Source organism: Comamonas piscis, assembly GCF_014109725.1.
Classification (GTDB): Bacteria; Pseudomonadota; Gammaproteobacteria; order Burkholderiales; family Burkholderiaceae_C; genus Comamonas; species Comamonas piscis.
In genome coordinates this window covers 1-22,506 of record NZ_CP058554.1, presented here as the reverse complement: position 1 = coordinate 22,506, position 22,506 = coordinate 1, and the positions used below count along the sequence as shown (strand labels likewise).

Sequence of the window (22,506 nt, the reverse complement as noted above, 5' to 3'; positions counted from 1 at the left end):
GGCAGAAGCGCACCATGGGCGTCTCTGCACCAGGTTTACACCCCATGCGCGCCTACCGAATGCTCTCCCTCAGCGCCGCCGCCTTGGCGGGCTCCTTGTGGCTTGCTGCTTGCGCCTCCCACGCGCCGCCAGATTCGGCCAGCAGCCAAGCGGCGGTACCGGATGCACCGCTGAGCGCCGCCCAGCGCCAGCAATGGCTGGACCGCGTGACCTGGGGCGCCAGCGACAGCGCGGATGCGCAGCTGCAGCGCTTGGGCCTGCAGCGCTGGCTGGACGCGCAGCTCGCACCCCGCCAGTCGGCCCATCTGCCTGAGCAAGCCCAGCAACAGATAGCAGCTTTGGAAATCAGCCAGCGCAGCATGGCGGATCTGCAGCGCGACATTGCTGCGCAGCGCCAAGCCGCACGTACCGCTACCGAGCAAGGCCAGGGCGATGGCGAAGGTGCGCGCCTGCGCCAGCAGGTACAGCGCCACCTGAACCAGCTGGCGGCCCAGGCCCAGCAGCGCCAGGTGCTGCGCGCGCTTTATTCGCCCGCGCAGTTGCAGGAGCAGATGACCTGGTTCTGGATGAACCACTTCAACGTCAGCACCCGCAAGGCCGAAACCCGGCTGTGGATTGGTGACTACGAAGAGCAGGCGATCCGCCCCCATGCCTTGGGCAACTTCCGCAGCTTGCTCGAAGCCAGCATGCGCCACCCGGCCATGCTGCTCTACTTGGACAACGCCAGCAATGCCAAAGGCCGCATCAACGAAAACTACGCCCGCGAGTTGCTGGAGCTGCACACCATGGGCGTGGGCAGTGGCTACACCCAGGCCGATGTACAGGCCATGGCCCATGTGCTGACGGGGGTGGGCTTCAGCACCCGCGATGCTGCCGCGCCGCCGCCCCGCATGGCGCCTGCGCTGCAGGCCGATTACCGCCGCCAGGGCTTTTTTGAGTTCAACTCCAGCCGGCACGACTATGCCCCCCAGGTCTTGCTGGGCCAGCCGCTGCGGGCCAAGGGCTTCGCGGCGGTGGATGAGGCGCTGGACCGCATCGTGGCCTCACCCGCCACGGCGCAGTTCATTGCGCGCAAGCTGGCGCTGTTCTTCATCAGCGATAACCCGCCGCCCGCCTTGGTGCAGCGCACGGCAGCGGCCTTTGCCCGCAGCCACGGCGATATAGCCGCCACCCTGCGTGCGCTGCTGACGGCGCCCGAGGCCTTGGCCCAGCAAGGCCAGCGCTTCAAGGACCCCATGCACTATGTGCTGGGCGCCGTGCGCCTGGGCTATGACGAGCGCGTGGCCAGCGATGTGCGCCCGGTGATCGGCTGGATCAACCGCCAGGGCCAGCCCCTCTATGGCCATGAAACGCCGGATGGCTACCCCGTATCGCAATCGGACTGGGCCAGTTCCGGCCAGATGGCGGCACGCTTTGATGTGGCGCGGCAGATCGCGACCCGCAGTGCCGTGCTGTTCCGCGCTGAACCGCAGGCCGCGCTGGAGCAGCCGCCTTACCCTGACCTGGCGCAGCGTGCCACAGTCCAGGCCCGCGTGGCGCAGTGGAGCGCGGCATCCCGCGAAGCGCTGTCCAAGGCGCGCAATGTGCCCGACTGGAACACCTACTTTCTCTCTGCCCCCGAAATGATGGTTCGCTGACCGAGGTCCACCATGCAAAGACGCCACTTTCTCTCCGCCGCCGCCAGTGTGCCGCTGGCCTTTAGCCTGGCGCGTGCCCGCGCTGCCGCACCCCGCAGCGATACACCGCGCTTTTTGCTGGTGTTTCTGCGCGGCGCCTATGACAGCAACAGCCTGCTGGTGCCCACGCACAGCGATTTTTACTATGACGCGCGCCCGACGATTGCCATCGCGCGCCCGGGCGAGGCCAATGGCGCCCTGCCGCTGGATGGGCGCTGGGGCCTGCACCCGGCGATGGAGGGCAGCGTGCTGCCACTGTGGCAGCGCAAGCAGGCCTGCTTTGTGCCCTTTGCCGGCACCGATGACCTGTCGCGCAGCCATTTTGAAACCCAGGATTCCATCGAGCTTGGCCAGCCTTTGGAGGCGCACCCGGGCTCGCGCTCCGGCTTTATGAACCGCCTGGCGCAGCTGCTGCAAGGGCGCATCGGCATGGCGCCGATGGCTTTTACCGCCCAGTTGCCGCTGTGCATGCGCGGGCCGGCCCGCATTGCCAACACGGCGCTGGCCAACGTGGGCAAGGGCGGTGTGGATGCCAACCGCAGCCGCGCGATTGCCGCCATGTACGCCGGCACCGCGCTGGCGCCTGCGGTGAACGAGGGCTTTGCGGTGCGCGAGACGGTGTTGCGCGGCATTCAGGACGAGATGGACAAGGCCGGGCGCGATGCCATCAGCGCCAAGGGCTTCAGCCTGGTGGCGCAGCGCATGGCCACCTTGATGCGCGACCAGTTCGACCTGGGCTTTGTCGATGTGGGCGGCTGGGACACGCATGTGAACCAGGGCGGCGCCAGTGGCAACCTGGCCAACCGGCTCGATGACCTGGGCCGGGGCCTGGCCACCTTCGCGCAAGAGATGGGGCCCGAAGCCTGGCGCCACACCGTGGTTGCCGTGGTCAGCGAGTTTGGCCGTACGTTCCGCGAAAACGGCAACAAGGGCACCGACCATGGCCATGGCACCGCCTACTGGCTGCTGGGCGGTGGCCTGTCGGCGCAGGCAGGCGGCCAGATGGTGGGTGAGCAGGTGGAGGTGAGCGAAGCCAGCCTGTTCCAGAACCGAGACTACCCCGTGCTCAACGACTACCGGGGCGTGCTGGGCGGGCTGTTTGCGCGCATGTATGGCCTGTCGCCAGCGCAGCTGCAGCAGGTGTTTCCGCAGGCTGCGGTCCAGGACCTGCGGCTGGTCTGATACCGCTGAATCGTCTTAGAACTCACGCCCGCTGGCCATGGCCTTGCGGTGCCGGTCCACAAATTCCTGGTAGGTATCGATACCGCGCAGCTGCAAGATGGTGTTGCGCACCGCGGCCTCGACCAGCACCGCAATATTGCGGCCAGCCACCACCTGGATGACCACCTTCATCACCGGAATGCCCAGCACATCCTGGGTCAGTGGTGCGGCGGGCAGGCGGTCGTAGTCGCGCTCCATGGTTTCCTTGCGCACCAGGTGCACGATCAGCTTGAGCCGCATCTTGCGGCGCACGGCGGTCTCGCCAAAGATGGCGCGGATGTCGAGCAGGCCGATACCGCGCACTTCCAGCAGGTTCTGCAGCAGATCGGGGCACTTGCCTTCAATCGTGGTCTGGTTGATGCGGTACAGGTCCACCGCATCATCGGCCACCAGGCCGTTGCCACGGGTGATCAGCTCCAGCCCCAGCTCGCTCTTGCCCAGGCCGGACTCGCCGGTGATCAGCACGCCCATGCCCAGAATGTCCATGAACACGCCATGCATGGTAGTGCGGTCGGCGAAGTGCTTGGACAGGTAGGCGCGCAGCACATCAATGACAAAGGCCGCCGACTCCTTGGTGGAGAACATGGGGATGTGCGCGCGCTCGCACATGGACAGCAGCTCATCGGGCGCGCCCTGGCCATCGGCCAGCACCAGCACCGGCGGCTCCAGGGTGACGATGCGGGCAATGCGGCGGCGGCAGTCTTCGGTGGTGGAGTTGGTGAGGTAGGCGATTTCGCGCTCGCCCAACACCTGCGCCCGGTAAGGGTGGATGTAGTTGAGGTAGCCCACCAGGTCAGCGCTGGAGCGGGCGCTGCGCACCGCCACTTCGTCAAAGCGCCGCTCGGAGGCGCCCAGGCCCGCCAGCCATTCCCAGCGCAGCGAGGTGCGGAACTCCTCGAACAACACATCGGCGCTTACGACATTGGGTTTCACGGTGCAGTCCTTTCAAAGCCAGAGCGCGCGCAGCAAAGCTACCCGCAAGCGCTAAAGACTAGCAGGAAAAGTGGCGGTCAAGCCAGATCAGCGCTGAGGAGGGGGCAGAGGTGCGGGCGCGCTGGGTTCAGGCGTGCGCGGTGGAGGTGTTGTTGGCTGAAGACTGCCAGGTGTCGATCATCTGGTGCAGTTGCTCGGCATTGGCGCTGGACTTCATCTGCTCGCGCAGGCTGGCATTGGACAGCAGCTCGGCAATCTCGCCGAGGATCTCCAGATGCTGCTGCGTGGCGGCCTCTGGCACCAGCAGAAAGATCAGCAGGTTGACGGGTTGCTCATCGGGTGCGTCAAAGCCAATCGGGCGCTCCAGCTGGAACACGGCAGCCATTGGTGATTTGAGTCCCTTGATGCGGCCATGCGGAATGGCAACACCGTGGCCCAAACCGGTCGAGCCCAGCCGTTCGCGGGCGAACAGGCTGTCGGTGACCAAGGCGCGGGAGAGGCCGTGCAGGCTCTCGAACAGCAGACCTGCTTCTTCAAATGCACGTTTTTTACTGGAAACATCCACACTCACAAGCACTTGAGCTGGAGGCAAGATAGAGGCAAGACAGTTCATAGTGGAGTGCGGAAATAGGGCAAGCAGCTGAGAGCAAGATCAAACAAGCACAGCAACACCTGCGGGCAAGTGTTGCTGCGCGTATTATCGGTCAGTACTCAAACAGATTCTTTTTCCTCAGCTAAAAGCAAAGGGTTTACGCCATTGCTTGCCGCAACGCATCGCTGTAGTGGGATTGAACACGTTGCTTGTGACGGGCGACCATGCGGTCCAACCTGTCCACCAAAGCATCTACCGCAGCGTACAAATCGTGGTGCGAGCACTGAACACAAAGTTCTTCGCCTTTCACCCGCAAATTGCACACTACACGCTGCCGTTTCTCCTTTTCCTTCTGCTTTTCCACCGAAAGTAAAACTTTGGCATCCACCACCTGGTCAAAGTGTCGCGTTATGCGCATCAGCTTGGATGTTACATATTCGCGCAGCGCCGGGGTCACCGCCAAATGGTGACCGCTGATCGTCAGGTTCATGAACAAGTCTCCTTCTGCAAACCGAGAAAAGTGACCGAGGTCGTTGAAAACCCAAGCCACCCCGAGGGGGAAACACATGCATGCGTGTAAACCATGATGCGCCCGGACCTGCAAAATTGCAAGTCTATGACAATCCGGTCCAGTAGGTTTCTGGGCAGAGTGTGGGACGCATAGCCGCTCAGGCGGTTACAAGTTGCGCAAGCCTTGCTGCAAAAAATGCATGCCAAGTGCCCACAGCAGGGGGCTTTCGGCGCGGTTGTTTGCCCTGCGCAACGGCAGCTTGGCGCGGATGGCGGCACGTACCCACCTACGTGTTTGAGAGGCGGACTGCCAATACTGCACCGCAATCCAAGGCATCCAGCCCAGGCCTTGGGCCATCGCAGAGGGGACGACTACAATCGAGCGCTTGCCTTGCCGAGGTTGCGCGGCCATCCGCGCTCTCTGTTTTTATTACGCAGGGTGCCTGTCCATCGTTTTGCATCACCATGACCCAGCCCGTACCTTCTGCATTGCATACCTCCAAGCTCCATTCCCTGCCGCTGCTCGCGCGTGGCAAGGTGCGCGACAACTACGCCGTCGGCAACGACCGCATCCTGATGGTGGCCTCGGACCGCCTGTCGGCTTTCGATGTGATCATGGGTGAGCCGATTCCCGGCAAAGGTGCACTGCTGACCCAGATGGCGCTGTACTGGTTCGACAAGCTCGGCGATATCTGCCCCAACCACCTGACCGGTGAAGCGCCGGAGTCGGCCGTGCAGCCCGATGAAGTGGCCCAGGTCCAATTGCGCTCAATGCTGGTGAAGCGTTTGAAGCCTCTGCCCATCGAGGCGGTGGTGCGCGGCTACCTGGCTGGCAGCGGCTGGAAGGAATACCAGGAATCGCAGGCCGTGTGCGGCGTGCCCTTGCCCGCTGGCCTGATCAACTCCGCCAAGCTGGCCGAGCCTATCTACACGCCAGCGGCGAAGGCCGAAGCGGGTGAGCACGATGAGAACATCACCTTTGAGCGCACGGTGGAGATGGTGGGCCCCGAGCTGGCTGCCCAGATCCGCGACATCAGCATCGCCATCTACCAAAAGGCCGCTGCGATTGCGCTGACTAAGGGCATGATCATTGCGGACACCAAGTTTGAGTTCGGTCTGGACGAAGACGGCACGCTGGTGCTGATGGACGAAGTGCTGACGCCTGACAGCTCACGCTACTGGCCGGTGGAAGGCTATGCCGATGCGCTGGCGACGGGTGCCAATCCCCCCAGCTATGACAAGCAGTTTGTGCGTGACTGGCTGGAGCAGGCCAAGGTCAACGGCAAGCCCTGGGACAAGACGGCGCCTGCGCCGCGCCTGCCCCAAGAGGTGATCGACAAGACTGCTGCCAAGTACCGCGAAGCGCTGGATCGCCTGACGGCTTGATGGCCTGACGATCTGGTGTCTGCGGCGGCGCCGCCCGCTTAGGCGGTGGCGCTCAGTTTGGCATCTGCCTTTTTCAGCCAGAGGCGGAGGCTGTCTACCAGGTCTTTGCGGCTGAAAGAGCAGCTCTCCTCATCAAACAGCGCGCTGGATTCGAGCCGGTCCAGCAGCTGCAGCAACACCTCCTGGAACTGCGGAGGCAGCGCGCCGAGCAAATCGGTATAGCTGCGGGCCTGCTCGCTCAAGGCTGCGGCATCCATATGGCCCGCCTCGAAATGTTTCAACCCGTCTTGTAATGCGCCCAACTGGCGCAGTGCAGCCGTTTGCATGGCGTTCTCCCGGTGACTCAACATGGCTGCAGTGTAGGGCGCTTTGTACGGGCCAGGCCTGGGATTTGCCAGGGGCCATTGGTCGCAGCGCCGCTGCCTGCGCGCAAATGCCGGACAATAGCGGCATGAATGCCCTGAACATCGCGGAAACCATGCAGGCCCTGGGTCTGCAGGCCAAACAAGCCTCTGCCCAGATGGCCAAAGCGCCTTCTGCTATCAAAAACAAAGCTCTGCTGGCACTGGCGCGGTTGTTGCGCGAACAGTCCGATGCCTTGCAGGCCGACAATGCCAAGGATTTGGCGCGTGCACAGGCCAATGGCCTGTCGGCGCCGATGGTCGACCGCCTGCGCCTGACGCCAGCGGTGCTGGAGACCTGCGCACAGGGCTGCGAGCAGCTGGCAGCGATGGCCGATGTGGTGGGCGAGGTGGTCGGCATGAAGCAGATGCCCAGCGGCATCCGCGTGGGCCAGATGCGCGTGCCGATTGGCGTGTTTGGCATGATCTATGAAAGCCGCCCGAATGTGACCATCGAGGCGGCCAGCCTGTCGATCAAAAGCGGCAATGCCTGCATTTTGCGCGGCGGCTCGGAAGCCATTGATTCGAACAAGGCGCTGGCGCGCCTAGTGGAGCAGGCACTGCTGGAGGCAGGTTTGCCAGCGGCTGGCGTGCAGCTGGTGCAAACCACGGACCGCGAGGCCGTGGGCCAGCTGATTGCGATGCCCGCCTTCGTGGATGTGATCATTCCGCGCGGTGGCAAGGGCCTCATCGAGCGCATCAGCCGCGATGCCAAGGTGCCCGTGATCAAGCACCTGGATGGCAATTGCCACACCTATATTGATGCGCCTTGCGACCTGGACATGGCGGTGAAGGTGACTGAGAACGCCAAGACCCAGAAATACAGCCCCTGCAATGCGACCGAAAGCCTGCTGGTGGCGCGCGCGGTGGCGGCAGATTTTTTACCCCGCATTGGCGCGGTGTTTGCGGCCAAGGGCGTGGAGATGCGTGCCGATGCCGAAGCCCTGGCGCTGCTGCAGAGCGTGCCCGGCGCAAGCTTGCTGCCCGCCACCGAGCAAGATTGGTCGGAAGAATACCTGGCTGCCGTGATCAGCATCAAGGTGGTGGAGGGTGTGCAAGAGGCCATCGCCCATATCAACCAGTACTCCAGCCACCACACCGAGGCCATCATCACGCGCGACCATATGCATGCGCAGCAGTTTCTGCGCGAGGTGGATTCGGCCAGCGTGATGGTCAATGCCAGCACGCGCTTTGCCGATGGCTTTGAATATGGCTTGGGCGCGGAAATCGGCATCAGCACCGACAAGTTCCATGCCCGTGGGCCCGTGGGCATCGAAGGCCTGACCTCGCTGAAATACATTGTGCTGGGCGAAGGCGAAGTGCGCGGCTGAGCTGAACGGGCGCCGATCTTTGCCGACCGGCCGCCTCTCGCCCACGTTATGATGCGGCCATGCCAAGCCGCTCCCTAGCGGCTGGCGCCTCATGATATGAAAATTCTGATCCTCGGCGCAGGCCGCGTGGGCGAGAGCGTCGCCGAGAGCTTGCTGAGTGAAAAAAACGACATCACCGTGGTCGATACGGATGGTGTGCGCCTGCGCGATCTCGAAGGCCGCTTCGATCTGCGCGGCGTTGTGGGCAATGGCATCAGCCCCGAAGTGCTGGCCGAGGCCGGCGCGGCGGACACCGACATGCTAATTGCCTGCACCTCGCAGGATGAAACCAATCTGACCGCCTGCAAGATCGCGCAGGTGCTGTTCAACATCCCTACCCGTATCGTGCGCGTGCGCTCGGTAGCACTCAAAAGCCACGCCGAGCTGCTGTCGGATACCGGCTTTGGGGTGACGCATGCCTTTTGCCCCGAAGAGGCGCTGATGGGCTACATCGGCAAGCTGGTGACTTTCCCCGAGGCGCTGCAGGTGCGCGAATTTGCCCAGGGCCATGTGGCGCTGGCATCGGTGCGTGCCCGTGGCGGCGCCCCGGTGGTGGGCCTGAGCGTGGCCGATGTGCGCCAGAACCTACCCCACGGCGCTGTGCGGGTGGTGGGCGTGTACCGGCGTTTTCACCATGAGGCCGACCGCCTGGTACCGATGGAGGGCAGCACCCGCATCGAGCCGGGTGACGAAGTGTTTGTGCTGTCTGACAAAGACTATCTGGGCGATGTACTGGCTGCCTTCAACCGCCAGGTGGGTGAGCAGGCCGAGCCGGTGCGCCGGGTGATGGTGGCCGGGGGCGGGCGTGTGGGCATGCGGCTGGCGCGCGCGCTGACCAAAGAATCCAGGCGTTTCCAGGTCAAGATCATTGAGAAGGACGAGGACCGCTGTGTCTACCTGGCCTCGCGCCTGCCCTCCGATGTGCTGGTGCTCAAGGGCGATGCGACCGACGAGACTTTGATGGAGAACGAGAACGTCGAGGACGTGGACCTGTTTGTGGCCATCACCGATGACGACGAGGACAACATCATGTCCTGCCTGCTGGCCAAAAAGCTCGGTGCGACCCGGGTGCTGGCGCTGATCAACCGCCGCACCTATGCCGATTTGATGCATGGCACCCAGATTGACATTGCGCTGTCGCCCGCCCAGGCCACCTTGGGTGAGCTGCTGGCCTATGTGCGGCAGGGCGATGTGCAGGCCGTACACAGCCTGCGCCGGGGCGTGGCCGAGGCGATCGAGATTGTGGCGCGGGGCGATGCCAAGACCTCGCGCGCGGTAGGCCGGCGGGTGGGCAGCCTGCGACTGCCGCGCGATGTACACATTGGCATGATTGTGCGCGGCCTGCCCGAGCCGGACGCGCGCAACACCAATGGCAGCGAGGCGGCCGAGCGCGATGAGGAAGAGAGCGAGGACGTGGTAGAGGTGATTGTTCCCACCAGTGGCACCATCATCCAGAGCAATGACCACGTCATCCTCTTCTTGCCCAACAAGCGCCTGGTGCATGAGGTCGAGGCCCTGTTCCGTGTCGGGGTGACCTTTTTCTAGGTCTAGCCGATGACTGACCTCCGACCCGTGCTGCGTGTATTGGGCATTTTGCTGCTGATGTTTGGCGGCACGATGGCCGTGCCCGCGATCTCTTCCTTGTGGCTCGACGATGGCGTGTTTGGCGTTTATCCCCTGACCATGGGCATCACCTGGGCCTGTGGTTTGGTCCTGTGGTGGATGGCGCGCCATGAGCAGCGCGAGCTGCAGGCGCGCCACGGCATCATGCTGGTCGCGTTTGTGTGGATGGTATTCCCGCTGTTTGCGGCGCTGCCGCTGTACCTGGGTTTTGAGCGCATTGACCGGGCGCTGAGCTGGCAGCATGCCTATTTTGAAGCGGTCTCGGGCCTGACCACCACCGGCTCTACCGTGCTCAACCATGTGGATACCCTGCCGGTGTCCCTCAATATCTGGCGGACTTTTCTGCAATGGATGGGGGGCATGGGGATCTTGATTCTGGCCGTGGCCATCTTGCCGATGATCGGCATGGGCGGCAGCCAGCTGTTCCGCGCCGAAGCCGCCGGCCCGGTGAAGGACACCAAGCTGACCCCGCGCATGGCCGAGACGGCCAAGGGGCTATGGGGCGTGTATGGCCTGTTCTCGGTGCTGTGTGCGCTGGCCTATTGGATGGCCGGCATGACGCCGCTGGATGCGGTGATGGTGATGTTCACCACGGTGAGCCTGGGCGGGCTGACCCCCCATGACGCCAGCTTTGCCTATTTCAACTCCCCGCTGATCGAGGGCATCTGCACGGTCTTCATGCTGCTGGCCAGCTGCAACTTTGCGCTGTATTTTGTGGCCATTCGCAAGCGCAACGCCTGGGTGCTGTACCGGCAGCCGGAGTTCCGCGCCACCATTGGCACCTTGCTGGGCGGTGGGTTGCTGGTGGCGGCGCTGCTGTGGTTCAAAGGGGTGTATGGCCCGCTGGAATCGCTGCGGATGGGCGTGTTCCACACCGTATCGGTGGCGACCACGACCGGTTATGCTGCGGTAGATTTTGGCCTGTGGCCGCCTTTTGCACCGGTGTTCATGCTGCTGCTGTCAGGCGTGGCCACCAGTGCGGGCTCCACTGGCGGCGGTATCAAGATGATCCGCATGCTGTTGCTGCTTAAGCAGACCCGGCGCGAGATGCGGCGCCTGGTGCACCCCAATGCGGTGCAACCGGTGACGGTAGGCGGCATGGCCGTCGATGAGCGGGTGCTGTTTTCGGTGCTGGCCTTCATGCTGGTGTACTGCGCCACGATTGCCGTGTTGACCATGGCCTTGCTGTTCACGGACATGGATTTGCAGAATGCGCTGGGCGCTGTGCTTGCCAGCGTGAACTGTGCTGGTGTAGGCTGGGGCGATCTGGGGCCCAGCAATAATTTTGCGGGCCTGACCAGCTTCCAGTTGAGCGTGACCACTTTGGGCATGCTGATGGGACGGCTGGAGATTCTCAGTTTCCTCGCCCTTTTAACACCTGCTTTCTGGCGCAGGTAAGTACTTGCTAATGTATGGCGCCGCAAAGTTCTGGTGACTTTGGCCCCCAACTCTCTACAATTGGCACTCGATTGTTTTTTGCTCGTTTTTTTTGAGCCCTCAAACAGTATTCATTTATGGTCCCGAATCTCATAACAGCCCTAACGGGGCCCATCAACGAACTGGAACAGCGCATGCTCGATGCCATGCCCGCGATCGAGCGCTGGTTCCGCTTGGAGTGGATGGAGCACACGCCTCCGCTCTATTCGTCGGTGGATATACGCAATGCCGGCTTCAAGCTGGCGCCCGTGGACACCAATCTGTTCCCTGGTGGTTGGAACAACCTGACGCCTGAAATGGTGCCGCTGGCCGTGCAATCGGCGATGGCGGCGATTGAAAAGATCTGCCCCGAGGCGCGCAACCTGCTGATCATCCCGGAGAACCAGACGCGCAACCCACAGTACCTGGCCAACCTGGTGCAGCTGCAGCATATCTTCTCGATGGCGGGTCTCAATGTGCGTATTGGCTCGATTGACCCCGAGGTCAAGGAGACCATCAAGCTCAAGGTCGGCAACAAGGAGCTGGTGATTGAGCCGGCGCTGCGCCATGGCCGCCGCGTGGGTTTGAAGTATTTCGACCCCTGCACCATCTTGCTGAACAACGACCTGTCCACCGGCGCGCCCGGCATTCTGGAAGAGGTCTATGAGCAGTTTGTGCTGCCCCCGCTGCATGCCGGCTGGAGCGTGCGCCGCAAGAGCCGCCACTTTCAGAGCTATGAAGAGGTGGCCAAGCGCTTTGGCAAGCTGATGGGGATCGATCCCTGGCTGATCAACCCGATGTTCAGCAGCCGCAAGGGCGTGGATTTCACCGACGGCAGCGAGCATGCACTCGATGAGCTGCGCGAAGATGTCGATGTGATGCTGACCAAGGTACGCCGCAAGTACAAGGAGTACGGCATCAAGGAAACGCCTTTTGTCGTCGTCAAGGCCGACAACGGCACCTACGGCATGGGCGTGATGAGCGTGCACGATGCCAAGGAGCTGCGGCAGCTGTCGGTCAAGACCAAGAACCAGATGTCGCTGGTCAAGGACGGCCAGCAGGTGCACGACATGATCATCCAGGAGGGTGTGCAGACGGTTGAGCGCATGGACAAGGAGGCCGCCGAGCCGGTGGTCTACATGATCGACCGCTATGTAGTGGGCGGTTACTACCGCGCCCACTCCGACAAGGGCGCCGAGGACAACCTGAATGTGCCGGGCGCACATTTCATCCCGCTTGCGTTTGAGCACGGCATCTCTCCGGGCGATTCGGTGGGAGCCAGCGCGCCCAACCGCTTCTATATGTATGGCGTCGTAGCCCGCTTGGCGATGCTGGCGGCCAGCTATGAGCTGGAGGCGACCGACCCGGACGCCGAAATCTACGACTGAGCCTGGCGCCACGCGTATCCACGTTCTGATCGCTGCCCGCAGCGGATCCGCCATTCGGGCTTGTCCCGATGTGCGGCTTCCCTGTGGGCGCAACAACAGGCGCACAATGCAAACCAATCCACTACAAGCATGCCCCATGCGGCATGGCACAAAGGCTTGATGTGCAAAACAACAATAAATCTGCACTGCCCGGGTTGACGCTTGGCGCCATCGGGGTGGTGTATGGCGATATCGGCACCAGCGTGCTGTACTCGCTCAAAGAGGTGTTCGGCTCAGGCCATGTGCCTTTCACCCACGACAACGTCTACGGCGTGCTGTCCATCCTGTTCTGGACCCTGACCCTCATCGTCTCGCTCAAATACGTGGTGTTGGTGCTGCGGGCGGACAACAACGGCGAAGGCGGTTTGATTGCGATGCTGGCGCTGGCCTCGCAAGCGGTCAAAGACAAACCCAAGCTGCGCTCGGTGCTGATGCTGGTCGGCATCTTCGGCACCTGCCTGTTCTATGGCGATGGTGTCATCACGCCGGCCATCTCCGTGCTCTCAGCGGTTGAAGGGCTGGAGGTGGTGTCGCCCGGCTTCAAGTCCTGGGTGATTCCGCTCACCCTGGTGGTCCTGCTGCTGCTGTTTTGGGTGCAAAAGCGCGGCACCGCAGGCATTGGCAAATTCTTCGGCCCCATCATGGTGGTCTGGTTCCTGTGCATTGCGGCCTTGGGTGTCTGGAACATCATGGACCACCCGCAGGTACTGTGGGCGCTCAGCCCTTACCATGCTTTGGGCTTCATCTTTCGCCATCCGGGCATCAGCTTCATCATTCTGGGCGCCGTGGTGCTGTGCGTGACGGGCGCTGAAGCTTTGTATGCGGACATGGGCCACTTTGGCCGCAAGCCGATTCGCCTAGCCTGGTTCAGCATTGCGATGCCTTCCTTGGTGCTCAATTACTTTGGCCAGGGGGCCTTGGTGCTGGAGAACGCCGAGGCGGTGAAGAACCCCTTCTTCATGCTGGCGCCGGGTTGGGCGCTGCTGCCCTTGGTGCTGCTGGCGACGATGGCCACGGTGATCGCATCGCAGGCGCTGATCACTGGTGCCTTCAGTGTTACCAAGCAGGTCATCCAGCTGGGCTACCTGCCGCGCATCCAGATCTTCCACACCAGCGTGCGCGACACCGGCCAGATCTATATCCCGTTCGTGAACTGGGCCCTGTTCCTGACCATTGTGCTGGCGGTGATCCTGTTCAAATCCAGCAGCAATATGGCAGCGGCCTACGGCATTGCGGTGACCTTGGACATGACCATCACGACAGTGCTCACCTTCTTTGTGCTGCGCTACGGCTGGAAATACCCCTTGTGGATGGCGCTGGCGCCCACGGTGTTTTTCTTCTGCATCGATTTCACCTTCTTCGCGTCCAACCTGCTCAAGCTGTTCGATGGCGGCTGGTTCCCGCTGGTAATCGGCCTGTGCCTGTTTGTGGTGATGATGACCTGGAAGCGCGGGCGGGAGCTGGTCTACAGCAAGCTGCACGCCAATGGCATCGATCTGCAGGGCTTTTTGCAGATGGTGCTGCAGGCGCCGCCTACGCGCGTGCCGGGCACGGCGGTGTTTTTGAACTCCGACCCCCATGTGGTGCCCACGGCGCTACTGCACAACCTCAAGCACAACAAGGTACTGCATGAGCAGAATATGTTCGTCAACATCGTCTACCACGAGGTGCCCTGGATCGGCATGGAAAAGCGCGCGGTGATTGAGCCCCTGGGGGGCGACTGCTGGCGTGTGCAGCTGAACTATGGCTTCAAGAACGATGTCGATGTACCCAATGCGCTGCACCAGCTGCGCGGGCACGGCTGTGACACCGGGCAGATGGTGACCAGCTATTTCCTCTCGCGCGATGTGTTTGTGCCCACCGACAAGGCCAGTGCCGGCATGGCACCTTGGCGTCAGAAGTTGTTCGCCCAGATGCACCACAATGCGGCGGGTGCGGCCGAGTTCCTGCTGCTGCCCAGCAACAGCGTGGTAGAGCTGGGCTCCAAACTAGAAATCTAATCCCGCCAGGGCTTCTCACCCGCTGCGCTCACCCAGGGCCAGCGGGGCCCATGGTGGCGCGAAAGGGCCTATGCGGTTTTTCAAGGATCTGAGCGCCTCATCGCTCATAGCGGGGTTTGTCACGGTGCTGGTGGGGCTGACCAGCTCCATCGCCATCGTGTTTCAGGCCGCGCAAAGCTTTGGCGCCACGCCCGCCCAGGTCTCGTCCTGGGTCTGGTCGCTGGGTATTGGTGTCGGGCTGTGTTGCTGGGTGCCCAGCATCTTGCTGCGCAAGCCGGTAGTGGTCGCCTGGTCCACCCCCGGTGCCGCAGTGCTGGCCACGGCCGGCGCCACCGGCGCATTCGGCATGGGCGATGCGATTGGCGCCTTCATCATCAGCGCGGTGCTGATTGCCTTGGTGGGCATCACGGGCTGGTTCGAGCGGCTCATGAACCGCATCCCCATTGCCATCGCCTCGGCCTTGCTGGCAGGCGTGCTGACCCGCTTTGGCCTGGATGCCTTTGCTGCGGCCCAGACCAACACCTGGCTGGTGGTGGCCATGCTGCTGGCCTATTTGCTGGGCCGGCGCCTGTTGCCGCGCTATTCCGTCATGCTGACCTTGGCAGTCGGCATTGCGGTGGCGCTGCTGCAGCACAAGATCCAGTGGTCGGCCGTGCAGCCGGGGCTGACGATGCCCGTCTTCACCATGCCCAGCTTCAGTTGGCAGGCCGCTATCAGCCTGGCGCTGCCCTTGTTTGTGGTCACCATGGCCTCGCAGAATCTGCCGGGCGTGGCCATCATTCGGGGCTCGGGTTTTGATTTGCCGGTCTCCAAGCTGATCACGATGACCGGCCTGGCCACCTTGCTGCTGGCACCCTTTGGTGCCTTTGGCATCAATCTGGCAGCCATCACCGCAGCGATTTGTATGGGGCCAGAATCCCATCCTGATAAAGCGCGCCGCTACACCGCAGCGGTGGTCTGCGGTGTGATCTATGTGCTGATTGGCTGGTTCGGTGTGGTCATCGCCGGGCTGCTGACGGCTTTCCCGCATGAGCTGGTGGTGGCAATTGCCGGCATCGCGCTGCTGGGCACCATCGGAGGCGGATTGCACACCGCTTTGCAAGGTGAGCAATACCGCGAGGCCGCGCTGATCACCTTCCTGGTAGCAGTGAGCGGCGTGACAATAGCCGGGATCGGCTCGGCCTTTTGGGCGGTGGTTGCAGGCAGCCTTGCGTTTTTTGTGCAACATTATGGCAAGCGCCGCTCGGCTTGAGCGCGCCTCTTTCTGCCCATTCCTGCCTGCGTTGGCCCTTTTGGTGGGCGCGCATGGCTATTGAATACACAGGGCTGCCACCAGGCTGCCAACCCACACCATGCATATCCTCTTTGTTGCCGATCCGCTTGAGTCCTTCAAGATCTACAAGGACAGTACCTTTGCGATGATGCGCAGCGCCCAGGCGCGCGGCCACCGCATTACCGTCTGCGAACCACAGCACATCCGCTGGATCAGCGGCGAGAAGGTCTCGGCCCGGGTGCGCGACATTGTGCTGACCGGGGACGAGTCCCGCTGGTTTGACGAAGCAGCGGGTCGCCGCGCTGAGCTGGCCGAGTTCGACGCCATCATCATGCGCAAGGATCCGCCCTTCGACAGCGAGTACTTCTATGCGACGCACCTGCTCGGCCAGGCTGAGCGCGAAGGTGCCAAGGTGTTCAACAAGCCTGCTTCGCTGCGAGACCATCCTGAAAAGCTGGCGGTCATGGAGTTTGCCGAATACGCGCCTGTGACCCTGGTCACCCGCAGCGCCCAGGATATCCGTGACTTCCACGCCCAGCACCAGGACATCATCCTGAAGCCGCTGGACGGCATGGGCGGCATGGGCATCTTCCGTGTGGGTCCCGATGGCATGAACCTGGGCAGCATCATCGAAACCTTGAACCTCGATGGCGCGCAGAGCGTGATGGTGCAAAAGTACCTGCCCGAGATCAGCAAGGGCGACAAGCGCGTGCTGATCATTGGCGGCAAGCCGGTGCCGTTCTGCCTGGCGCGTATTCCGCAAGGCAATGAAGTGCGCGGCAACCTGGCCGCTGGCGGCAAGGGCGTGGCGCAGCCACTGGAGCCGGAAGACCGCGCCATTGCCGAGCACATTGGTGCAGAGCTGGCGCCGCGTGGCCTTTTGCTGATCGGTCTGGACATCATTGGCCACCGCATCACCGAGATCAATGTGACCAGCCCCACCTGCTTCCAGGAGATCGAACAGCAAGCCGGCTTCCCCGTGGGTGATATGTTCATCGAAGCACTGGAAAAGGCCGTTGCAGACGCCGTCTGACACACGCCTGCAAAAAACTCTGACGTTTTCCTGGAGCCCCGGGAAAACGCCTATACAATAGCGTCTATCGACAGCACGATGCCTTGCAAAGCTGCCAGACTCGAAAGAGGGCGGTTCGCAAGGTTTGTTTTTTTTGGGTGCTGACAAGGTGGCAAGCGAAGACGCTGAAAACTTTGTCAAACAGTTCAAAAAGCTGTGCTACAATACAAGGCTTCGCTGATTGCAGCGGGGTGGATCTGGAAGCTAAGGCTTGCAGGTTAGGTCTTTAAAAATTAACAGCCGATAAGCGTGGGCGTTTGGTGGCGATTGCCATATGTTCTTCGGAGCAAAACAAGCGCTCACAAAAACAGTAATGAGTAAGATCTTAGGATCTTTTTTATTCCGTCAAGTGAGTGAGTAGTCGAGAGACTTTAAATTCAAGATCGAACTATAGAGTTTGATCCTGGCTCAGATTGAACGCTGGCGGCATGCTTTACACATGCAAGTCGAACGGTAACAGGTCTTCGGATGCTGACGAGTGGCGAACGGGTGAGTAATACATCGGAACGTGCCTAGTAGTGGGGGATAACTACTCGAAAGAGTAGCTAATACCGCATGAGATCTAAGGATGAAAGCAGGGGATCGCAAGACCTTGTGCTACTAGAGCGGCTGATGGCAGATTAGGTAGTTGGTGGGATAAAAGCTTACCAAGCCGACGATCTGTAGCTGGTCTGAGAGGACGACCAGCCACACTGGAACTGAGACACGGTCCAGACTCCTACGGGAGGCAGCAGTGGGGAATTTTGGACAATGGGCGAAAGCCTGATCCAGCAATGCCGCGTGTAGGATGAAGGCCCTCGGGTTGTAAACTACTTTTGTACGGAACGAAAAGACTCTTTCTAATAAAGAGGGTCCATGACGGTACCGTAAGAATAAGCACCGGCTAACTACGTGCCAGCAGCCGCGGTAATACGTAGGGTGCAAGCGTTAATCGGAATTACTGGGCGTAAAGCGTGCGCAGGCGGTTATGTAAGACAGAGGTGAAATCCCCGGGCTCAACCTGGGAACTGCCTTTGTGACTGCATAGCTAGAGTACGGTAGAGGGGGATGGAATTCCGCGTGTAGCAGTGAAATGCGTAGATATGCGGAGGAACACCGATGGCGAAGGCAATCCCCTGGACCTGTACTGACGCTCATGCACGAAAGCGTGGGGAGCAAACAGGATTAGATACCCTGGTAGTCCACGCCCTAAACGATGTCAACTGGTTGTTGGGAATTAACTTTCTCAGTAACGAAGCTAACGCGTGAAGTTGACCGCCTGGGGAGTACGGCCGCAAGGTTGAAACTCAAAGGAATTGACGGGGACCCGCACAAGCGGTGGATGATGTGGTTTAATTCGATGCAACGCGAAAAACCTTACCCACCTTTGACATGTACGGAAGTGACCAGAGATGGACATGTGCTCGAAAGAGAACCGTAACACAGGTGCTGCATGGCTGTCGTCAGCTCGTGTCGTGAGATGTTGGGTTAAGTCCCGCAACGAGCGCAACCCTTGCCATTAGTTGCTACATTTAGTTGGGCACTCTAATGGGACTGCCGGTGACAAACCGGAGGAAGGTGGGGATGACGTCAAGTCCTCATGGCCCTTATAGGTGGGGCTACACACGTCATACAATGGCTGGTACAAAGGGTTGCCAACCCGCGAGGGGGAGCTAATCCCATAAAGCCAGTCGTAGTCCGGATCGCAGTCTGCAACTCGACTGCGTGAAGTCGGAATCGCTAGTAATCGTGGATCAGAATGTCACGGTGAATACGTTCCCGGGTCTTGTACACACCGCCCGTCACACCATGGGAGCGGGTCTCGCCAGAAGTAGGTAGCCTAACCGCAAGGAGGGCGCTTACCACGGCGGGGTTCGTGACTGGGGTGAAGTCGTAACAAGGTAGCCGTATCGGAAGGTGCGGCTGGATCACCTCCTTTCTGGAAACTTAGCAATCAAAATTGAACGCCCACACTTATCGGTTGTTGGAACACAAGCCAAGGCTTTGTAGAGACTGTGTCTGTTAGGACGCAGCAGCTGCAAGGCGTTGGAATGGGTCTGTAGCTCAGCTGGTTAGAGCACTGTGTTGATAACGCAGGGGTCGTTGGTTCGAGCCCAACTAGACCCACCATTACGGTTCCGACGGATTAGAAGTTGAGCTTATGCCGCTTTGGTTGATTAGCTAGATGCTGATTGACTAGAGCAAGCTATAGGCAATCAGGGGGATTAGCTCAGCTGGGAGAGCACCTGCTTTGCAAGCAGGGGGTCGTCGGTTCGATCCCGTCATCCTCCACCAACACTTGTAATAGATAACTTATCAGATTGACCTTTAGGGTCATCAACACCAAAGCAGTTTGGAGACAGACTGCTTTGTTGTTGAGCGATATAGATCGCACAACACGGCTGTTCTTTAAAAATTCATAGAGTCGAAAATCAGCGTTGCTGGTGGAAACTGCACATTCGTAAAGGTTTAGTGCAGACCGTGCCACCAGCAACAATTTGATTGCGTCAAAACGAATGAAACTTTGCGTGAGCAATTTTTATTCAGTAATGACGAATATTCTACAAGCCTGCTGACTTAGCAATAGGTTGGCAAGATAGATATTCAATTTACGGCATAACGCGCGAGGTGAGAGACCTCGCAAAGCAGTTGCTTGGGTTCTTTGCTTGAGATCTAGAGATAGATGTCAAAGTTATAGGGTCAAGTGACTAAGAGCATGTGGTGGATGCCTTGGCGATGATAGGCGACGAAAGACGTGATAGCCTGCGATAAGCTTCGGGGAGTTGGCAAATAAACTTTGATCCGGAGATTTCTGAATGGGGGAACCCACCTAGCAATAGGTATCGGCAACTGAATACATAGGTTGTCGAAGCGAACCTGGAGAACTGAAACATCTAAGTACCCAGAGGAAAAGACATCAACTGAGATTCCGATAGTAGTGGCGAGCGAATTCGGAAGAGCCGTCTAGAGATAGTCATTGTGTTAACAAAACGGAATGGAAAGTCCGGCCATAGTGGGTGATAGCCCCGTATGTGAAAACGCAGTGGTGGTACTAAGCTAGAGACAAGTAGGGCGGGGCACGAGAAACCCTGTCTGAATATGGGGGGACCATCCTCCAAGGCTAAATACTCATCATCGACCGATAGTGAACAAGTACCGTGAGGGAAAGGCGAAAAGAACCCCGGGAGGGGAGTGAAATAGATCCTGAAACCGCATGCTTACAAAAAGTAGGAGCCCCCAGGGGTGACTGCGTACCTTTTGTATAATGGGTCAGCGACTTACATTCAGTGGCAAGCTTAACCGAATAGGGAAGGCGTAGAGAAATCGAGTCCGAATAGGGCGACAAGTCGCTGGGTGTAGACCCGAAACCAAGTGATCTATCCATGGCCAGGATGAAGGTGCCGTAACAGGTACTGGAGGTCCGAACCCACTAGTGTTGCAAAACTAGGGGATGAGCTGTGGATAGGGGTGAAAGGCTAAACAAACTTGGAAATAGCTGGTTCTCTCCGAAAACTATTTAGGTAGTGCCTCAAGTATTACCTGCGGGGGTAGAGCACTGTTTAGGCTAGGGGGTCATGGCGACTTACCAAACCTATGCAAACTCCGAATACCGCAGAGTACAGCTTGGGAGACAGAGCACCGGGTGCTAACGTCCGGACTCAAGAGGGAAACAACCCAGACCGCCAGCTAAGGTCCCTAAAACGGGCTAAGTGGGAAACGAAGTGGGAAGGCTAAAACAGTCAGGATGTTGGCTTAGAAGCAGCCATCATTTAAAGAAAGCGTAATAGCTCACTGATCGAGTCGTCCTGCGCGGAAGATGTAACGGGGCTAAGCCAGTTACCGAAGCTGCGGATGCACAGTTTACTGTGCGTGGTAGGAGAGCGTTCTGTAAGCCTGTGAAGGTGTCTGGAGACGGATGCTGGAGGTATCAGAAGTGCGAATGCTGACATGAGTAGCGTTAAAGGGGGTGAAAAGCCCCCTCGCCGTAAGCGCAAGGTTTTCTACGCAACGTTCATCGGCGTAGAGTAAGTCGGCCCCTAAGGTGAGGCAGAGATGCGTAACTGATGGGAAACGGGTCAATATTCCCGTACCGATGTGTAGTGCGATGTGGGGACGAAGAAGGTTAGCTCAGCCAACTGTTGGATATGTTGGTTCAAGCCTGTAGTCATGCCTGGTAGGCAAATCCGCCGGGCTAAGATGAGGGGTGATAACGGGTCTGCTTGCAGACGAAGTGAGTGATACCCAGCTTCCAGGAAAAGCCACTAAGCTTCAGCTACACACGACCGTACCGCAAACCGACACTGGTGCGCGAGATGAGTATTCTAAGGCGCTTGAGAGAACTCAGGAGAAGGAACTCGGCAAATTGACACCGTAACTTCGGGAGAAGGTGTGCCCTCAGTAAGTGAAGTTGAACAAATGGAGCTAAACGGGGTTGCAAAGAATAGGTGGCTGCGACTGTTTAATAAAAACACAGCACTCTGCAAACACGAAAGTGGACGTATAGGGTGTGACGCCTGCCCGGTGCTGGAAGATTAAATGATGGGGTGCAAGCTCTTGATTGAAGTCCCAGTAAACGGCGGCCGTAACTATAACGGTCCTAAGGTAGCGAAATTCCTTGTCGGGTAAGTTCCGACCTGCACGAATGGCGTAACGATGGCCACACTGTCTCCTCCTGAGACTCAGCGAAGTTGAAATGTTTGTGATGATGCAATCTCCCCGCGGAAAGACGGAAAGACCCCATGAACCTTTACTGTAGCTTTGTATTGGACTTTGAACAGATCTGTGTAGGATAGGTGGGAGGCTTTGAAGTGAGGATGCTAGTTCTCATGGAGCCAACGTTGAAATACCACCCTGGTGTGTTTGAGGTTCTAACCTTGGTCCATTATCTGGATCGGGGACAGTGCATGGTAGGCAGTTTGACTGGGGCGGTCTCCTCCCAAAGCGTAACGGAGGAGTTCGAAGGTACGCTAGTTACGGTCGGACATCGTGACGATAGTGCAATGGCATAAGCGTGCTTAACTGCGAGACTGACAAGTCGAGCAGATGCGAAAGCAGGACATAGTGATCCGGTGGTTCTGTATGGAAGGGCCATCGCTCAACGGATAAAAGGTACTCTGGGGATAACAGGCTGATACCGCCCAAGAGTTCATATCGACGGCGGTGTTTGGCACCTCGATGTCGGCTCATCTCATCCTGGGGCTGTAGTCGGTCCCAAGGGTATGGCTGTTCGCCATTTAAAGAGGTACGTGAGCTGGGTTTAAAACGTCGTGAGACAGTTTGGTCCCTATCTTCCGTGGGCGCTGCAGATTTGAGGAAGCCTGCTCCTAGTACGAGAGGACCGGAGTGGACACACCTCTGGTGTATCGGTTGTCACGCCAGTGGCATTGCCGAGTAGCTATGTGTGGAAGAGATAACCGCTGAAAGCATCTAAGCGGGAAACTCGTTCCAAGATGAGATCTGCCGGGGGCTTGACCCCCCTGAAGAGTCGTTCTAGACCAGGACGTTGATAGGTTGGGTGTGGAAGCGCAGCAATGCGTTAAGCTAACCAATACTAATTGCTCGTGCGGCTTGACCCTATAACTTTGATTGGCCCCGCCTTAGATGGGGCCCATGCAAAGAAACACTGC

14 protein-coding genes, 2 tRNA genes and 2 rRNA genes are annotated in these 22,506 nt (G+C 59.7%); 14 read left to right on the top strand and 4 right to left on the bottom strand.

What is annotated here, in order from left to right:
• Window positions 1-44 precede the first annotated feature (44 nt).
• Both HS961_RS00090 and HS961_RS00085 read left to right on the top strand, forming a co-directional pair.
• Window positions 45-1,637, top strand: coding sequence for a DUF1800 domain-containing protein (locus HS961_RS00090; RefSeq protein ID WP_182325809.1), 1,593 nt, complete (start codon window positions 45-47; stop codon window positions 1,635-1,637).
• A 12-nt stretch (window positions 1,638-1,649) separates the two neighbouring features.
• Window positions 1,650-2,858: a DUF1501 domain-containing protein gene (locus HS961_RS00085; protein ID WP_182325808.1), complete on the top strand. Its 1,209-nt coding sequence runs from the start codon at window positions 1,650-1,652 to the stop codon at window positions 2,856-2,858.
• Window positions 2,859-2,873: 15 nt separating this feature from the next.
• On the opposite strand, the gene hprK is transcribed toward HS961_RS00085, so the two are convergent.
• The 3 genes from hprK to hpf form a co-directional block, all read right to left on the bottom strand.
• Entirely contained in the window at window positions 2,874-3,830 is a 957-nt protein-coding gene (gene hprK, locus HS961_RS00080) for an HPr(Ser) kinase/phosphatase (protein WP_182325807.1), read from the bottom strand.
• Between the two features lie 127 nt (window positions 3,831-3,957).
• Window positions 3,958-4,443 carry a PTS sugar transporter subunit IIA gene (locus HS961_RS00075; RefSeq protein ID WP_182325806.1) on the bottom strand — a complete coding sequence of 162 codons (486 nt, stop codon included), beginning with the start codon at window positions 4,441-4,443 and terminating at the stop codon, window positions 3,958-3,960.
• 136 nt (window positions 4,444-4,579) lie between these two features.
• Window positions 4,580-4,912, bottom strand: coding sequence for a ribosome hibernation-promoting factor, HPF/YfiA family (gene hpf, locus HS961_RS00070; RefSeq protein ID WP_182325805.1), 333 nt, complete (start codon window positions 4,910-4,912; stop codon window positions 4,580-4,582).
• Window positions 4,913-5,397: 485 nt separating this feature from the next.
• Between hpf and HS961_RS00065 the strand changes: the two genes are divergently transcribed.
• Entirely contained in the window at window positions 5,398-6,318 is a 921-nt protein-coding gene (locus tag HS961_RS00065) for a phosphoribosylaminoimidazolesuccinocarboxamide synthase (protein ID WP_182325804.1), read from the top strand.
• Between the two features lie 38 nt (window positions 6,319-6,356).
• Here the strand turns inward: HS961_RS00065 and HS961_RS00060 are convergent, their stop codons facing one another.
• Window positions 6,357-6,644, bottom strand: coding sequence for a hypothetical protein (locus HS961_RS00060; protein WP_238347723.1), 288 nt, complete (start codon window positions 6,642-6,644; stop codon window positions 6,357-6,359).
• A 125-nt stretch (window positions 6,645-6,769) separates the two neighbouring features.
• Here HS961_RS00060 and HS961_RS00055 point away from each other — a divergent pair, with 125 nt between their 5' ends.
• The 11 genes from HS961_RS00055 (at window position 6,770) to HS961_RS00005 (ending at window position 22,455) form a co-directional block, all read left to right on the top strand.
• On the top strand, window positions 6,770-8,050 hold the full coding sequence (locus HS961_RS00055; protein WP_182325803.1) for a glutamate-5-semialdehyde dehydrogenase: 1,281 nt from the start codon (window positions 6,770-6,772) through the stop codon (window positions 8,048-8,050).
• Between the two features lie 96 nt (window positions 8,051-8,146).
• Window positions 8,147-9,634 (top strand): Trk system potassium transporter TrkA, encoded by a 1,488-nt coding sequence (trkA, locus tag HS961_RS00050; RefSeq protein WP_182325802.1) that lies wholly within the window; start codon window positions 8,147-8,149, stop codon window positions 9,632-9,634.
• A 9-nt stretch (window positions 9,635-9,643) separates the two neighbouring features.
• Window positions 9,644-11,110, top strand: coding sequence for a TrkH family potassium uptake protein (locus HS961_RS00045; protein ID WP_182325801.1), 1,467 nt, complete (start codon window positions 9,644-9,646; stop codon window positions 11,108-11,110).
• A gap of 116 nt (window positions 11,111-11,226) precedes the next feature.
• Window positions 11,227-12,516 carry a glutamate--cysteine ligase gene (gene gshA / locus HS961_RS00040; RefSeq protein ID WP_182325800.1) on the top strand — a complete coding sequence of 430 codons (1,290 nt, stop codon included), beginning with the start codon at window positions 11,227-11,229 and terminating at the stop codon, window positions 12,514-12,516.
• A 143-nt stretch (window positions 12,517-12,659) separates the two neighbouring features.
• Window positions 12,660-14,555: a potassium transporter Kup gene (locus tag HS961_RS00035; RefSeq protein WP_182325799.1), complete on the top strand. Its 1,896-nt coding sequence runs from the start codon at window positions 12,660-12,662 to the stop codon at window positions 14,553-14,555.
• A gap of 70 nt (window positions 14,556-14,625) precedes the next feature.
• Window positions 14,626-15,807: a benzoate/H(+) symporter BenE family transporter gene (locus HS961_RS00030; protein ID WP_182325798.1), complete on the top strand. Its 1,182-nt coding sequence runs from the start codon at window positions 14,626-14,628 to the stop codon at window positions 15,805-15,807.
• A 100-nt stretch (window positions 15,808-15,907) separates the two neighbouring features.
• Entirely contained in the window at window positions 15,908-16,861 is a 954-nt protein-coding gene (gene gshB / locus HS961_RS00025) for a glutathione synthase (RefSeq protein ID WP_182325797.1), read from the top strand.
• Window positions 16,862-17,285: 424 nt separating this feature from the next.
• Window positions 17,286-18,818: ribosomal RNA gene (locus tag HS961_RS00020) — 16S ribosomal RNA — on the top strand.
• Window positions 18,819-18,932: 114 nt separating this feature from the next.
• Window positions 18,933-19,009, top strand: a tRNA-Ile gene (locus tag HS961_RS00015).
• An 89-nt stretch (window positions 19,010-19,098) separates the two neighbouring features.
• Window positions 19,099-19,174: transfer RNA gene (locus tag HS961_RS00010), tRNA-Ala, on the top strand.
• 403 nt (window positions 19,175-19,577) lie between these two features.
• A 23S ribosomal RNA gene (locus HS961_RS00005) occupies window positions 19,578-22,455 on the top strand.
• Together the 16S and 23S rRNA genes with 2 tRNA genes alongside form the textbook arrangement of a ribosomal RNA operon.
• The last annotated feature ends 51 nt before the right edge of the window (window positions 22,456-22,506 follow it).

What these genes read in the sequence shown, in the direction of transcription:
- gshA (WP_182325800.1), top strand. Translation starts at nt 11,227, where the DNA reads ATGGTCCCGAATCTCATAACAGCCCTAACGGGGCCCATCAACGAACTG.
- HS961_RS00065 (WP_182325804.1), top strand. Translation starts at nt 5,398, where the DNA reads ATGACCCAGCCCGTACCTTCTGCATTGCATACCTCCAAGCTCCATTCC.
- hpf (WP_182325805.1), bottom strand. Translation starts at nt 4,912, where the DNA reads ATGAACCTGACGATCAGCGGTCACCATTTGGCGGTGACCCCGGCGCTG.
- HS961_RS00045 (WP_182325801.1), top strand. Translation starts at nt 9,644, where the DNA reads ATGACTGACCTCCGACCCGTGCTGCGTGTATTGGGCATTTTGCTGCTG.
- HS961_RS00075 (WP_182325806.1), bottom strand. Translation starts at nt 4,443, where the DNA reads ATGAACTGTCTTGCCTCTATCTTGCCTCCAGCTCAAGTGCTTGTGAGT.
- HS961_RS00090 (WP_182325809.1), top strand. Translation starts at nt 45, where the DNA reads ATGCGCGCCTACCGAATGCTCTCCCTCAGCGCCGCCGCCTTGGCGGGC.
- gshB (WP_182325797.1), top strand. Translation starts at nt 15,908, where the DNA reads ATGCATATCCTCTTTGTTGCCGATCCGCTTGAGTCCTTCAAGATCTAC.
- HS961_RS00055 (WP_182325803.1), top strand. Translation starts at nt 6,770, where the DNA reads ATGAATGCCCTGAACATCGCGGAAACCATGCAGGCCCTGGGTCTGCAG.
- HS961_RS00085 (WP_182325808.1), top strand. Translation starts at nt 1,650, where the DNA reads ATGCAAAGACGCCACTTTCTCTCCGCCGCCGCCAGTGTGCCGCTGGCC.
- HS961_RS00030 (WP_182325798.1), top strand. Translation starts at nt 14,626, where the DNA reads ATGCGGTTTTTCAAGGATCTGAGCGCCTCATCGCTCATAGCGGGGTTT.
- trkA (WP_182325802.1), top strand. Translation starts at nt 8,147, where the DNA reads ATGAAAATTCTGATCCTCGGCGCAGGCCGCGTGGGCGAGAGCGTCGCC.
- HS961_RS00035 (WP_182325799.1), top strand. Translation starts at nt 12,660, where the DNA reads ATGGCACAAAGGCTTGATGTGCAAAACAACAATAAATCTGCACTGCCC.
- HS961_RS00060 (WP_238347723.1), bottom strand. Translation starts at nt 6,644, where the DNA reads ATGCAAACGGCTGCACTGCGCCAGTTGGGCGCATTACAAGACGGGTTG.